Source organism: Mesorhizobium sp. BE184, from assembly GCF_031457045.1.
Taxonomy (GTDB): Bacteria; Pseudomonadota; Alphaproteobacteria; order Rhizobiales; family Rhizobiaceae; genus Mesorhizobium.
Map to the genome: position 1 here is coordinate 677313 of NZ_JAVDVU010000001.1, position 13292 is coordinate 690604.

12 protein-coding genes are annotated in these 13292 nt (G+C 64.3%); 6 read left to right on the forward strand and 6 right to left on the reverse strand.

The window, feature by feature from the left end; genetic code table 11:
- Positions 1-67: 67 nt before the first annotated feature.
- Both J2X35_RS03260 and J2X35_RS03265 read right to left on the reverse strand, forming a co-directional pair.
- Positions 68-1423 (reverse strand): sigma-54 dependent transcriptional regulator, encoded by a 1356-nt coding sequence (locus tag J2X35_RS03260; protein WP_056108657.1) that lies wholly within the window; start codon positions 1421-1423, stop codon positions 68-70.
- Positions 1420-3282, reverse strand: a complete 1863-nt coding sequence (locus J2X35_RS03265; RefSeq protein ID WP_310180924.1) for a sensor histidine kinase — start codon at positions 3280-3282, stop codon at positions 1420-1422. Before J2X35_RS03265 ends, J2X35_RS03260 begins: the two co-directional genes overlap by 4 nt.
- 161 nt (positions 3283-3443) lie before the next feature.
- Between J2X35_RS03265 and ade the strand changes: the two genes are divergently transcribed.
- On the forward strand, positions 3444-5255 hold the full coding sequence (gene ade, locus J2X35_RS03270; protein ID WP_310180925.1) for an adenine deaminase: 1812 nt from the start codon (positions 3444-3446) through the stop codon (positions 5253-5255).
- Between the two features lie 90 nt (positions 5256-5345).
- Here the strand turns inward: ade and J2X35_RS03275 are convergent, their stop codons facing one another.
- The gene (locus J2X35_RS03275; RefSeq protein WP_310183726.1) at positions 5346-6476 is read right to left on the reverse strand and encodes an alpha/beta hydrolase; all 1131 of its coding nucleotides are present in this window, start codon (positions 6474-6476) and stop codon (positions 5346-5348) included.
- A 135-nt stretch (positions 6477-6611) separates the two neighbouring features.
- Complete coding sequence (locus J2X35_RS03280) at positions 6612-7700, reverse strand: alpha/beta hydrolase (protein ID WP_405023172.1); 1089 nt, start codon at positions 7698-7700, stop codon at positions 6612-6614.
- A 206-nt stretch (positions 7701-7906) separates the two neighbouring features.
- Here J2X35_RS03280 and ilvA point away from each other — a divergent pair, with 206 nt between their 5' ends.
- Together ilvA and J2X35_RS03290 are read left to right on the forward strand one after the other, a co-directional pair.
- Positions 7907-9163 carry a threonine ammonia-lyase IlvA gene (gene ilvA, locus J2X35_RS03285; RefSeq protein WP_310180927.1) on the forward strand — a complete coding sequence of 419 codons (1257 nt, stop codon included), beginning with the start codon at positions 7907-7909 and terminating at the stop codon, positions 9161-9163.
- Between the two features lie 7 nt (positions 9164-9170).
- A complete protein-coding gene (locus tag J2X35_RS03290) occupies positions 9171-9713 on the forward strand; it encodes a DUF1697 domain-containing protein (protein ID WP_310180928.1) in 543 nt (180 codons plus the stop codon).
- Between the two features lie 180 nt (positions 9714-9893).
- On the opposite strand, the gene gloA is transcribed toward J2X35_RS03290, so the two are convergent.
- Complete coding sequence (gloA, locus tag J2X35_RS03295) at positions 9894-10334, reverse strand: lactoylglutathione lyase (protein WP_056108672.1); 441 nt, start codon at positions 10332-10334, stop codon at positions 9894-9896.
- A 208-nt stretch (positions 10335-10542) separates the two neighbouring features.
- Between gloA and J2X35_RS03300 the strand changes: the two genes are divergently transcribed.
- Genes J2X35_RS03300 through J2X35_RS03310 form a run of 3 tightly spaced genes read left to right on the forward strand, consistent with a single transcriptional unit; the run spans position 10543 to position 12540 of the window.
- Positions 10543-11139 (forward strand): cold-shock protein, encoded by a 597-nt coding sequence (locus J2X35_RS03300; protein ID WP_056108675.1) that lies wholly within the window; start codon positions 10543-10545, stop codon positions 11137-11139.
- Positions 11140-11156: 17 nt separating this feature from the next.
- On the forward strand, positions 11157-11741 hold the full coding sequence (locus tag J2X35_RS03305) for a DUF192 domain-containing protein (protein WP_310180931.1): 585 nt from the start codon (positions 11157-11159) through the stop codon (positions 11739-11741).
- Between the two features lie 31 nt (positions 11742-11772).
- Positions 11773-12540, forward strand: coding sequence for an alpha/beta fold hydrolase (locus tag J2X35_RS03310; protein ID WP_056108681.1), 768 nt, complete (start codon positions 11773-11775; stop codon positions 12538-12540).
- Positions 12541-12556: 16 nt separating this feature from the next.
- Here the strand turns inward: J2X35_RS03310 and J2X35_RS03315 are convergent, their stop codons facing one another.
- Complete coding sequence (locus tag J2X35_RS03315) at positions 12557-13159, reverse strand: hypothetical protein (RefSeq protein WP_405023173.1); 603 nt, start codon at positions 13157-13159, stop codon at positions 12557-12559.
- Positions 13160-13292 lie beyond the last annotated feature (133 nt).

A 13292-nucleotide genomic window follows, 5' to 3' on the forward strand; every position in this document is an offset into this window, starting at 1 on the left:
GTGGATTCGGTAACATTGGCCCCAAACCATGTGTGCGATCCCACACATGGTTGCTCGCAATCGACATTTACCTGACGGACATGTCGCCCGCCTCGCCGGAGGATTGCCTGTCCAGCCCGTATTTCTGCATCTTCTCGTAGAGCGTCTTGCGCGAGATGCCGAGCGATTCGTAGACGTTCTTCAAGCTTCCCCGGTGTGCGGCCAGCGCGCCGGCGATCAGGCTTTTCTCGAATTCCGCCACGCGTTCGGCCAGCCGCGTGTCCTCGGGGCCGCTGTCCCCGTCGTCCGACGGGCGCAGCCCCAGCACATAGCGGTCGGCGGCATTGCGCAGTTCGCGCACATTGCCCGGCCATTGCCGCTGGCCGATCTCGGCCAGCATGTGCGGCGGCACGTCAATGACATCGCGGCGGTAACGGGCCGCGGCTTCACGAACAAGCTGCAGGAAGAGCAGCGGCACGTCTTCCCGGCGCTGCGACAGGGCGGGCATGCGCAGCGTCACCACGTTCAGCCGATAGAGCAGGTCGGGCCGGAATTGTCCGGTCTCCGCCTCGGCGGTGAGGTCCGCCTTGCTGGTGGCGATGAAGCGGACATCCAGCGGAATCGGCTCGTTCGAGCCGAGCCGGGTGATCACCCGGTCCTGGATGACGCGCAGGAGCTTTGCCTGCAGGTCGAGCGGCATCGAACCGATCTCGTCCAGCAGGACCGTGCCGCCCCTCGCATGTTCGAACTTGCCGAAACGCGGCCGGATGGCGCCGGGAAAGGCGCCGGCCTCGTGGCCGAACAATTCGCTTTCGATGAGGTTGCCCGGCAGGGCGGCGCAGTTGATGGCGATGAACGGCTTGCCGCTGCGGCCGCTGAGGTCGTGGATCGCCAGCGCCGCGACCTCCTTGCCGGCGCCGGTATCGCCGATGATGAGGATGTCCGCATCGGTCGCGGCGACGGCGCGCAACTGATAGCGCAGATCGACCATGACCTGCGTGCGCCCCGGCAGCCGCGCCTCGATGTCGTCGCGCTTGCCGGCGGCGGCGCGCAGCTCGCGGTTCTCCAGCACCAGACCGCGCCGGTCCAGCGCCCGGCCGGCCATATCGGCGAGATGCTGGGTGGCGAAGGGCTTTTCGATGAAATCATAGGCGCCCTCGCGCATGGCCCGCACCGCAAGCTGCACGTCGCCATGGCCGGTCGCCAGGATCACCGGAATGTCGGGATCGATGTCGCGCACCTTTCCCATCAGCGTCATGCCGTCCATGCCGGGCATGCGGATGTCGGTGATGATGACGCCGTTGAGGCCCTGGGTGACGAAGTCGAGCGCGCGCTCGGCGGAGCCGAATTCACGGACCGTGAAGCCGGCCAGATCCAGCGACTGCGCGGTGGAATGGCGCAGTTCCTCCTCGTCTTCCACCAGGAGCACCAGCGGCGGCTTCATTCCGCCGCCTCGCGCATCGGCGCCCGCGCCGCATCGAGCGAAAGCGTGAAGACAGCGCCGCCATCGGGATGATTCCTTATTGCAAGATCGCCGCCGAAGTCCTTGACGATGTTGTAGCAAATCGACAGTCCAAGGCCGAGACCCTTGCCGACTCCCTTGGTGGTGAAGAACGGATCGAAGATGCGTTCTGCGATGGATGCCGGCACGCCAGGTCCATGATCGCGAACCTCGACCGTCACCTTCCCCGCCTGCCGCGATGCCGAAATTTCGATGCGCCGGTCGGGCAGGCCTTCGACGGCGTCGGCGGCATTGGTAATCAGATTGACCAGCACCTGCTGCAGCCGCACCGAGCCGGCGCGCACCCATGGCGGCGTCTTGCCGAGATCGGTAATGACCGTCGCGCCGCCGGCCTTGAGCCGGCCGTCGACGATTTCCAGCGTATCCCGCAACACTTCGGTCAGCGACACCGCGCCAAGCTTCTCGTTCGGCTTGCGGGCGAAGTTGCGCAGATGGCGGCTGAGCGACGCCATGCGGTCTGTCAGGCTGGAAATCCGCGAAAGATTGTCGCGAACCTCGCCGATGCGGTCCCGCTCGATCAGGATGGCGGCATTGTCTGCGTAGTTCTTCACCGCCGCCAGCGGCTGGTTGAACTCATGCGACAGCGCCGCCGACATTTGTCCCAGCGCGGCGAGCTTGCCGGCCTGGATCAGGTCGGCCTGGGTCTGGCGCAACTGGCGCTCCGTCACCCGCCGTTCGGCGACTTCCGTCTCGAGCCGCCGGTTGACGAGAGCAAGGTCGGCGGTGCGCTCGTCCACCCGCCGCTCGAGCTCCTCCTGGGCGGCGCGTTGCATCTCCATGCGTTCGGCAAGGCGGGCGCGCCGCTGCAGGATCACCGCCGCGATCAGCCCGGCAAGGCCGAGCACCAGCAGCGCCGAGGCGAGGGTGGTGTAGACCTGCGTGTGGACGGAGGCCGTGTCCATCAACACCCGCACGGTCCATCCGGCCTCCTCCATCGGCTCGGCGAGGACGAGATATTCGGTGCTTTTCGCCTTGTTCAGCACCGACATCAGACTGGCGTCGTCGAACCGGCTGGTCTTGATCGGCAGTTCACGCAGTTCCGCGTCGGCGTAGCGCCGGGATTCCGCCGTGCGCGCCAGCCTTTCCGGCGTCAATGGCAGAAGGCTGGCATAGAGCCAATCCTGCCGGCCGGTCATGAAGATGATGCCTTCCGGGTCGGTGACGATGATCTCGTTGTCGCCGCCGCGCCATGTCGCCTCGATCGCGTCGATGTCGACCTTGAAGACGACGACTCCGGCGATCCGTCCATCCACCCGCACAGGCGCGGAGAAATAATAGCCGCGCTTCAGCGAGGTGGTGCCTAGCGCGAAGAAGCGGCCCTGCTGGCCCGCCATCGCTTCCTGGTAGTAGGGCCGATACGAAAAATTCTCGCCGACGAAGCTCAGCGGCTGGTCGTAATTGCTGGCGACGATGGTGTCGCCGTCGGTCTTCATCACATAGATGTCCGAAGATCGCAGCAGCCGGTTGATCTCCTTCAGGTAGGCGTTGCCCCGGGCGATGCGCTCGGGATTGCCCGGATCGGCCAGCAGCGCCTTGATGTCGGCATGATCGGCAATCAGCGCCGGCAGCGGCTCGAAACGGTTCATCTGGCCGGAAAGCGCGGAGACCGCGAGGCGCAGCGTCGTCTGGCCGCGCGCCGCTGCCTGGTCGAGGAAGGCGCGCGTGGCGAAAGCCCCGCCATAGAACACGATGGCGGCGGCCAGCGCCACCAGCACGGCGGCTCCCAGCCAGATGCGCTTTGCAAAGCCCGTCGGCTTGCTGTCGAACGTCGTGATCGCCATGGCGGCCATAGAGCGACAGGTGCCCGGCTGAATCAAGCGGCTGCATCGAGATCGGCCCGCAACTGGCTTGCATTGTCATGCCGATGCACCAAAAACCTGCGCTGTGGCGCTGTTCAAAACCTCCGCGGCTTGGCAGTCTTGCCGCCAACAGGAGAATTCGCATGAGCAAAGACCGCGCCGCCGGAAAACCGAGGCCATGGGCCGATATGGCGACCGAACTGGTCGATGTCGCCATGGGCCGGAAGCCGGCCGATCTGGTGGTGCGCAACGGGCGCTGGGTCAATGTCCATTCGGGCGAGATCATTCCCGGCACCGACATCGCCGTTTCGGGCGGCCGCTTCGCCTATTGCGGGCCGGATGCCAGCCACGCCATCGGCGACGACACCATCGTCGTCGATGCCGCCGGCCGCTATCTGGCGCCGGGCTTGTGTGACGCGCACATGCATGTCGAAAGCGGCATGGTGACGGTGACGGAGTTCTGCCGCGCCGTCATCCCGCACGGCACCACCTCGATGTTCATCGACCCGCACGAGATCGCCAATGTGCTCGGCCTGCCGGGCGTGCGGCTGATGCACGACGAGGCGATGGCCATGCCGGTGAACGTGCATGTGCAGATGCCGTCCTGCGTGCCGTCGGCTCCCGGACTGGAAAATGCCGGCGCGCAACTGACGGTCGATGACGTGCGCGAGGCGATGACCTGGCCGAACATCATCGGCCTCGGCGAGGTGATGAACTTTCCCGGCGTTGCCGCCAACGATCCGGTCATGTCGGGCGAAATCGCCGAGACCGTCCGCGCCGGCAAGACGGTCGGCGGCCACTATGCCTCGCCGGACCTAGGCCTGCCGTTCCACGGCTATGTCGCCGGCGGACCGGAGGACGACCACGAAGGCACCCGCGCCGACGACGCCATTGCCCGCGTGCGCTTGGGGCTAAAGGCGATGCTGCGGCTGGGCTCGGCCTGGTACGACGTGGCCGAGCAGGTCAAGGCGGTGACCGAGCAGGGCATCGATCCGCGCAACTTCATCCTCTGCACCGACGACAGTCATTCCGGCACGCTGGTCAATGAAGGCCATATGGACCGCGTCGTGCGCCACGCCATCGCGCAGGGGTTGAAGCCGGTGACGGCGATCCAGATGGCGACGCTCAACACGGCGCAGCACTTCAGGCTGGAGCGTGAACTGGGCTCCATCGCTCCGGGCAGGCTGGCGGATTTCCTCGTCGTCTCCGACCTCGCGGCGATGAAGATTGACGCGGTCTATGCGCGCGGCCAACTGGTGGCGAAGGACGGGCGGCTGGAAATCGATATCCCCGCCTACGACTACCCGCTAGAGGCGAAGAACACCGTCAGGCTCGGCAAGCGGCTGGCGGCAACCGATTTCGACATAGCCGCGCCTGCCGGCGCCAATTCCGTGCGCGCCCGCGTCATCGGCGTCATCGAGAACCAGGCGCCGACCCGTGCGCTGGAGGCCGATCTCGGCGTCGCCGACGGCCTGGTCGCCATGGACCGGGAGGGCGACGTCTGCCAGATCGCGCTGGTCGAGCGGCATCGCGGCACCGGCGGCGTCACCAACGCCTTCGTCTCGGGTTTCGGCTACACGGAGGACTGCGCCATCGCGTCGTCCGTGGCGCATGACAGCCACCACATCATCGTCGTCGGCACAAATAAGAACGACATGGCATTGGCCGCCAACCGGCTGGCCGAGGTCGGCGGCGGGGTGGTGCTTTATTCGAAGGGCAGGGAACTGGCGCTGGTCGAGATGCCGATCGCCGGGCTGATGTCAGACGAGCGGGCGGAGATCGTCGCGGAAAAAGCGGAGAGGCTGGTCGAGGCCATGCAGCAGATGGGCTGCACGCTCAACAACGCCTACATGCAGCACTCGCTGCTGGCGCTGGTGGTGATCCCGGAACTGCGGATTTCGGATATCGGGCTTGTGGACGTGCGGACGTTCGAGAGGGTGGAACTGTTTGTGTAGCGGCAGTCGGCAGTCGGTAAGAGCGGCACGCCGAAGCCGTGTCTCTTCAGTCCCCGACTGCCGACTGCCCATTGCCGACTGCCGGTCTTCCTACCGCCCACCAGTCGCGATGCTCAGCACCTTGAACGGCGTCGTGATGATGATTTCAGCCACCGAGCCGACAGCCTGCCCGACGCCCTGACCGAGGTCGTTGATGGGTTGTCCCGGATCGGCCGCGGGATCCGCAAGCGCGGCGGGCGTGCGGAGTTGTTTTCCGAGCAATTCCACCAGAACAGGGTTGTCGGCGAACTTGGCGTGGTTCAGCCGGTCATTGCCCTTGGTTTTGGTGAGGTCGGCCACCACGACGCCATAGCTGGCGAGATCGGCGGCGTCGCCATAGTCGCCGACGCGCGGCTTTGAACCGGAAATGAAACTGGAAAGCCGCAAGGCCCTGTCGTCGCCTGAAAGCAGGATGGCGAAAGGCTTGTCCGGCTTTCCGTAGCGCATCATCTGCTTCTTGAAGACATCGACGTCGATGTCGGGCGAGGCGAGGATGACGTAGCCGAGCTTGTCGTCAAGATCGCGGTTGCCTTCGATGGCCAGTTGCCGCAGCGCCTCCATCGTCACCCATGTGCCCATCGAGTGGGCGATGATGTCGATGCTCTTGGCGCGCGTCTTCGCCAGCATCTTGAGCGTCGCTTCGAGATCGTCGCGCGCCGCGTTGGCGCTTTCCTTGTCATAGATATAGCCGGTGGTCTTGCCGGCCGAAGCCCAGGAGAACAGCACCGGCGTTCCGGAATAGCCCGTGTCGTGCGCGATCTGCGTCACGCGGTAGATGCCGTCGTCGAAGCCGTTGTTGAAACCGTGGACGAAGACCAGGATGCGGTCGCCACGTTCCGCCACGTCGGCATCGACCGCCTTGGTGAATTGCGGTCCGCTTTCGTAGAAGGACACGCGCGACGCCGCGAAATTCTTGGCCGGATCGCTGGGCGCCGAACTCTTGGCGCGTTCGATATTGCCGACCTGATGGACTTTCGGCACGGTCATGTCGACCTTGGCGAAGGTCGTGGTCAGCGAGCGATCGCCGCTGAACACCTGGCGCGGATCGGCCTGTGCCTGCTTGCGGGTGGTGGCGACGAAGATCTCATGGGAGCCCGCTATCTCTGAAGCAGGCACGTCTATCGCGGTCCTGTTGAGCAGGTCGTGCGTGTTCTGTCCGGCGCAAGCGGTCAGAAGCGCCATGGCGGCGGCTATGGCCAAAGCCTTCCAGCGCACTGTATCGCTCCTGAAAGGGACGCCTCGCTCGGCATCCGGGTTTATGTCGAATAAAGCCAGAACCGTTCGAGGTCCAGCCGGAACCGCCGCTGCGCGGCAGTTCTACATGATACCGCCCGTCGCCTGCCGGATGCGATCGGTGATGTCGCGGTCGCTGGCGAAGCCGTCATCCTCGCGCAGCCGCTGACCGAGAAGACCGATCAACTGCGGATTGTTGGCGAATTTGGTGTGGTTGAGCCTGTCGGCTCCCTTGGCATCCGAGAGATCGATCACGTTGACGCCATACTCAGCCAGATCGGCGGCATTCTTGTAGTCGCCGACGCGCGGCCGCGAACCGGCCAGCCAGCCGGAGAGCTGCAAGGCGCGGTCGTCGCCGGAAAGCAGCAGAATGAAGGGCGTCGTCGGCTTGCCGTAGCGGCGCATCTGGCTCTTGAACACATCGACATCGATGTCAGGCGAGGCCAGCACCACGTCGCCCAGCTTGCCACCGAGGTCGCGGTCGCCGGTGATGGCGAGCTGGCGCAGCGTCTCCATCGTCACCCACGTGCCCATCGAATGGGCGACGATGTCGATCCGCCGCGCGCCCGACTGCGCCAGCAGGCGCAAGGTCACTTCGAGCTGGTCGCGCGCCGCGCTGGCGCTTTCCTTGTCGTAGACATAGTCGGTCGTCTTGCCGCCAGAGGCCCAGGAGAACAGCACCGGCGTGCCGGGATAATTTGCGTCGTGCGTGATCTGCGTCAGCCGATAGACGGCGCTGTCGAAGGATGTGTTGTAGCCATGCACGAAGACGACGACGCGGCCGCCGCGCGCCGCCACGTCGGTGTTCAGCGCTTCCTGGAATTTCGGCGCCGTGTCGAAACCGACAGCCTGCGAAGCCATGAAATATTTCGACGGATCGTCGGAGGCGCCGCGCCGCTTGCGTTCGATCTTGCCGACTTCATGCGACTTGGGCACGGTGACGTTGACGCGGGCATAATTGAGCGTGGCGGAGCGTTCGCCGTCGAACACCTTGGTCGGGTCGCTGGAGCGCTGGCGCGTCGTCGCGATGAAGATGCTGTGGTTGCCGGAAATCTCCGCGACCGACGCGGTGACCATGGCGCTGCCCAGAAGTTCTTCGGTCTTGCGGCCGCCGCAGCCTGCCACGAGCAAGGCGAGGCCGACGGAAATCAAAATTCTCGAAAACACGCTCAATCCACTCCAGCCGACGTCGGTCGGCAACCCGCCCTCGATTTTCCCATGAGGTCTCCGGACAGGCGAAGTGCGGCGGAAGTAAGTCGCCGGCGCTTCTAAGCCGGTTCCGGGACTGCCGCAGCCACGTCACTGTTGCGCGAAAGCCAAAATGGCGGCAGGAACAGATTTTCAGGACGCCAAAGCGTCCGCATCGGGATTCGAACGCCATGACCAGCTTTGCCGACAGGGTTTCCAGCGCTGCGGCGGCCATGCGCGAGATTTTTCCGGAAACGCCGTTGCAGGAGAATGCGTATCTGTCGCGCAAGTTCGGCGCGCGCATCCTGCTGAAGCGCGAAGACCTGACCCCGGTGCGTTCCTACAAGCTGCGCGGTGCCTTCAATTTCTTCCGCAAGACACTGGCGGCGGGCAACAAGGCCGAGCTTTTCGTCTGTGCCTCGGCCGGCAACCACGCGCAGGGCTTCGCCTATGTCTGCCGCCATTTCGGCAAGAAGGGCGTGGTCTTCATGCCGGTGACGACGCCGCAGCAGAAGATCGACAAGACGACGCTGTTCGGCGGCGAGTTCGTCGAAATCAGGCTGGTGGGCGACTTTTTCGACGACTGCTACCGGGCCGCTCTCGATTTCACCCGCGATAGCGGCGCCCATATGGTGCCGCCCTTCGATCACAAGGACATCATCGAGGGGCAGGCGACCATCGCCATGGAAATCGCCGGACAGATGGCGGGCGAGCGCGGCCCGGACATGGTTGTCCTGCCGATCGGCGGCGGCGGTCTGGCGGCCGGCGTCACCCGCTATTTCGCCGAGGAGGGCCGGACGACCCGTTTCGTCTTCTGCGAACCATCCGGCGCGCCGAGCCTGAAGCAGAGCCTGATCGCCGGCAAGCGCATGAAGCTGCCGAAGGTCGACAATTTCGTCGATGGCGCCGCCGTCGCCGAGATCGGCCGCGAGCCGTTCCGCTATCTCAAGGATTTCGACGCCGAGACGGTGCGGCTGGTGCCGGAAAACCGGATCTGCGCCACGATCATCGAGATGCTCAACGTCGAAGGCGTGGTGCTGGAGCCCGCCGGCGCACTGGCTATCGACGCGCTCAAGGATTTTTCGCGCAAGGAGCTGAAAGGCAAGACCATCGTCGCGCTGGTCTCGGGCGGCAATTTCGACTTCGAACGGCTGCCGGATGTGAAGGAGCGGGCGCTGCGCTTCGAGGGATTGAAGAAGTATTTCGTCATCCGCTTTCCGCAACGTCCCGGCGCGCTGCGCGACTTCCTCGAAATGCTCGGCCCCGAGGACGACATCGCCCGCTTCGAGTATCTGAAGAAATCGGCGCGCAATTTCGGCTCGGTGCTGATCGGTATCGAAACCAAGCAACGCCGCAATTTCGATCTCCTGACTGCCAATTTCGCCGCCAACGGCGTGCAGTACCAGGACATCACCGAGAACGAGACGCTTTCCGGCCTGATTGTGTGACGGCAGGATGAGCAGGGAAACCGTCTTCGTCGCCCTGTTTTCCGGCATCAATGTCGGCGGCAACCGCATCGTGAAGATGGCCGACCTGCGCGCCTTCTTCGAAGAGCTGGGCTTCACCCACGTCGCAACCTACATCCAGAGTGGCAATGTCGTGTTCCGCGCCGCCGGCAAGGACGCCGCGGCGTTGGCCAAGCAACTGGAAGCGGCGCTCGCGAAGCGCTGGGGTTTTCATTCGCGCATCATGGTGCGCGATGCACAATGGCTGGCGGATCTGGTGCGGCAAAATCCGTACCCCGAGGAAGCCGGGGATCACAAGAAGCTGCACGCCTATGTGCTGGAGCGTGAACCGACCGCCTCGGAAATCGAACCGCTTGCTGAAAAGTGCGCCGGTCCTGAACGCTTCGAGGTGAGGGGCGACGTGCTCTATCTCCACGCGCCGGACGGAGTCGGCAAATCCGTGTTCGCCAATCTGATTCCGAGGGTCCTCAAGGTGCCGGTGACCGCCCGCAACTGGCGCACGGTGCTGACGCTGAAGGGTATGATGGAGTAGCACTCCTTTGCCTTCTCCCCTTGTGGGAGAAGGTGGATCGGTGCGCAGCGCCGAGACGGATGAGGGGGTGTTGGACGGAATGCAGACGGTTCTAAGCCGGATCACCCCTCATCCGACCTCGCCTGCGCTCCGCTTGGCTCGGCCACCTTCTCCCACAAGGGGAGAAGGCAAAAGGTGGCCTCACCAGTTCCCGGTATTCGCCATCGAAGCCCACGGTTCGGCCTTTTCCTTGGCCGGGCCTTTCTGCAGCAGTTCGATGGAAATGCCGTCGGGCGACCGTACGAAGGCCATGTTGCCGTCGCGCGGCGGCCGGTTGATGGTCACGCCATTGTCCATCAGCCGCTGGCAGGTGGCGTAGATGTCGTCGACCTCATAGGCGAGGTGGCCGAAATTGCGGCCGCCCTTGTAGTCTTCCGGATCCCAATTGTAGGTGAGCTCCACCAGCGGCGCCTTTTCGGTGATGCCGGCGTGCTCGTCTTCGGGAGCGGCAAGAAAGATCAAGGTAAAGCGGCCCTGTTCGTTTTCGAACCGGCGCACTTCCTTGAGGCCGAGCTTGGTGCAGTAGAAATCGAGCGACTGGTCAATGTCCGCGACGCGGACCATGGTGTGCAGATAGCGCATTTGAATCTCCGGTTGCGGCAAAACATAGGGTGACGCGGCCGGCGCGGCAACCGGCGCAAACCGCGATCCGGGCCGGCGAATAACATTTCGACTATTCCTGGGATCAGTTGCGAAAAAAGGCACGTCAGGTCTTGCACACCCCGGAAGCCGCAGTGTTAATCTCATGTAAAGAATCACCTGCGGCGTTTTTGGGGAAGGAGGCATTCTTATGGGGGAAAAGGCCTCTTTCGTGGGGCGGAATTCGCCCGCTGGCGAAGGCGTGAATCGCGACGAAGCCGGCGACTCTGCCGATCTGGTCGAGGTTTCCGGGGCGATAAAGTGGTTCGACGTGGCCAAGGGCTACGGCTTCATTCTTCCCGATGACGGTGTTTCCGGCGACATACTCCTGCATGTGACCTGCCTGCGGCGCGACGGTTTCCAGACCGCGCTCGAGGGCGCCAGGGTCGTGTGCCTGGTGAAGCAGGGCGATCGCGGTCTTCAGGCCTTCCGCGTCCTGTCGATGGATATCTCCACGGCTGTCCATCCCGCCGAGATGCAGGAGCAGCGCACCCATGTCAGCGTAACGCCGGAAAGCGGTCTGGAACGGGCGCTGGTCAAGTGGTTCAACCGCACCAAGGGCTTCGGTTTCCTGTCGCGCGGCGAGGGCACGGAGGACATTTTCGTCCATATGGAAACGCTGCGCCGCTATGGCGTAACCGAACTGCGCCCCGGCCAGGTCGTGCTGGTGCGCTTCGGGCGCGGTGACAAAGGCCTTATGGCCGCCGAAATTCACCCCGATATGGGGACCTTGCCGGTCGCTCACTGACCGCGCGAGGTACCGTCATGGCTCAGAAGAGTTGGTTCGCTGCCGGCACGCTGTGTGCGGCCTTTGCTGTCGTTGGCCTTGCCGTTGGAGCCTACCTTTATTCGGATCGCCCGAGCGCGGCCGACGGCATGGCGATGCTGCTCCCGGTCGATCCCGCGCCGCTCGTCGCCGTGACGGATGGCGGCGAACGCAAATTCACCATCGAGATCGCCGACGACGTGGCCGAACGCTCCGCCGGGCTGATGTATCGCGAGACCATGGCGGACGATCACGGCATGCTGTTCGTGTACGATCACACGCAGGCGGTCAGTTTCTGGATGAAGAACACGCCGATGCCGCTCGATCTGGTCTTCATTGCCGAGGACGGCAGGATACGCGCCATCAAAAAAGGCGAGCCGCAATCCGAAGCGGTCATCGCACCGGACGAGCCGGTGCGCTTCGTGCTTGAACTCAAGGCGGGCACCGCCGCCCGCCAGGGCATAGAGGATGGCGATCTCGTCCGGCATCCGGCCATTGGCGCCGCGGCGGGTTCCATGCCGAGGCCGTCGGAAAAGCCGGCCCTGGACGGCCTTTCCTCCGGGAAGTCTGGCAAGGGTGGTTGAACGCTGGAAAAAGCGGGTTTAGAGACCGGCCATGCAGTTCTTCTCCCATGACGGTTTCGACCTGGCGTTTCTCGACCGCGAACCGGCCTCGGGCAGCGGCGATCCGGTGCTGCTGATTCACGGTTTTGCCTCCAGCCACTATGTCAACTGGGTGTCGCCCGGCTGGTTCAAGACACTGAACGATGCAGGCTGCCGCGTCATTGCGATCGACAATCGCGGCCACGGTTCCTCGTCAAAGAGCTATGAGGCCAACGATTATACGCCGGCGAAAATGGCCTCCGACGCCGCCGCGCTGCTCGATCATCTGGGCATCGGCAGGGCGCATGTCATGGGTTATTCGATGGGCGCGCGCATCTCGGCCTTCCTGGCGCTGGCGAACCCCGACAAGGTGGCGACGCTGGTGTTTGGCGGCCTGGGCATCGGCATGGTCGACGGCGTTGGCGACTGGGACCCGATCGCCGACGCCCTGCTGGCGCCGGACGCTGCCCAGATCACGCATGAGCGGGGGCGTACCTTCCGCGCCTTCGCCGACCAGACCAGGAGCGACCGGCGCGCTCTCGCCGCCTGCATCATCGGCTCGCGCGACCTGCTCAGCGAAGACGAGATGTCCCGCATCGCGCAGCCGACGCTGATTGCCGTCGGCACAAAGGACGACATCGCCGGCTCCCCGGCTGAACTGGCGGCGCTGATGCCGAAGGGCGTCGCCTTCGACATTGAAGGCCGCGACCATATGCTGTCCGTCGGCGACAAGACGTTCAAGCAGCGCGTGCTGCAGTTTTACGCCGATAATCCCCTCTAGCTATGTTTGCCGCCCCTCAAAGGGGAGGGGCAGGCATGAGCCGTGCGAGCGACCGGGCCATATTCTCCCGCGCCTGCGCTTCGAACCGGTCGCGGAATTCCTGCGTATGGAAAAGGGCGGGCCGCGCCAGGAAGTTTTGAAGCACGGCGCCGCGGCCTGCGATCCATGCCGGTTCCGGAACCCAGGCATATTCCTTCCGGACGCCTTGTTCGTAGGTTTCGAATGCTTCCGGTGAGGCCCCAAGGATCGACAGGTCCATGTCGAGAAAAAGCGCCGCGTCGCGCTGCGCCGTTTCATCTGTCAGGTCGGGCAGGGCGTGCGTGGCGGTCGCCTCGATCATCGCCACGATGCGCTCGAGCCGCCCGCCTTCGACCCTGCCGGCCAGCTTTTCCCTGGCAAGCGCAGCACTTTGGGCCTCGTTGTCCTTCGCCTTGCTGTCATAAACTGCGTCATGGAACCAGATAGCGGTTTCCACAGCTTCCGGGTCGGCGAGCAGCGCCCGGTATTCCTGCGCCAGATCGAGCAGCGCTTCGACATGTCGGAGACCGTGATAGTGCCTGTCCCCGCCGCTGTAGCGGGCGGCGAGCTCCCGGCGCATTCCCTCGTCGACAAGCGGCATCTCAATTCCCCAATCGCGATTCCGGTTCAGCCATGAGGCGTCCCGGCAGGCCGAGCATCATCGTCGTCACAGCGTCGCCTTATGTCACGTTCAAGATTTCGTTTTCCATGCCGGATTGAAACATCGGGTGCTG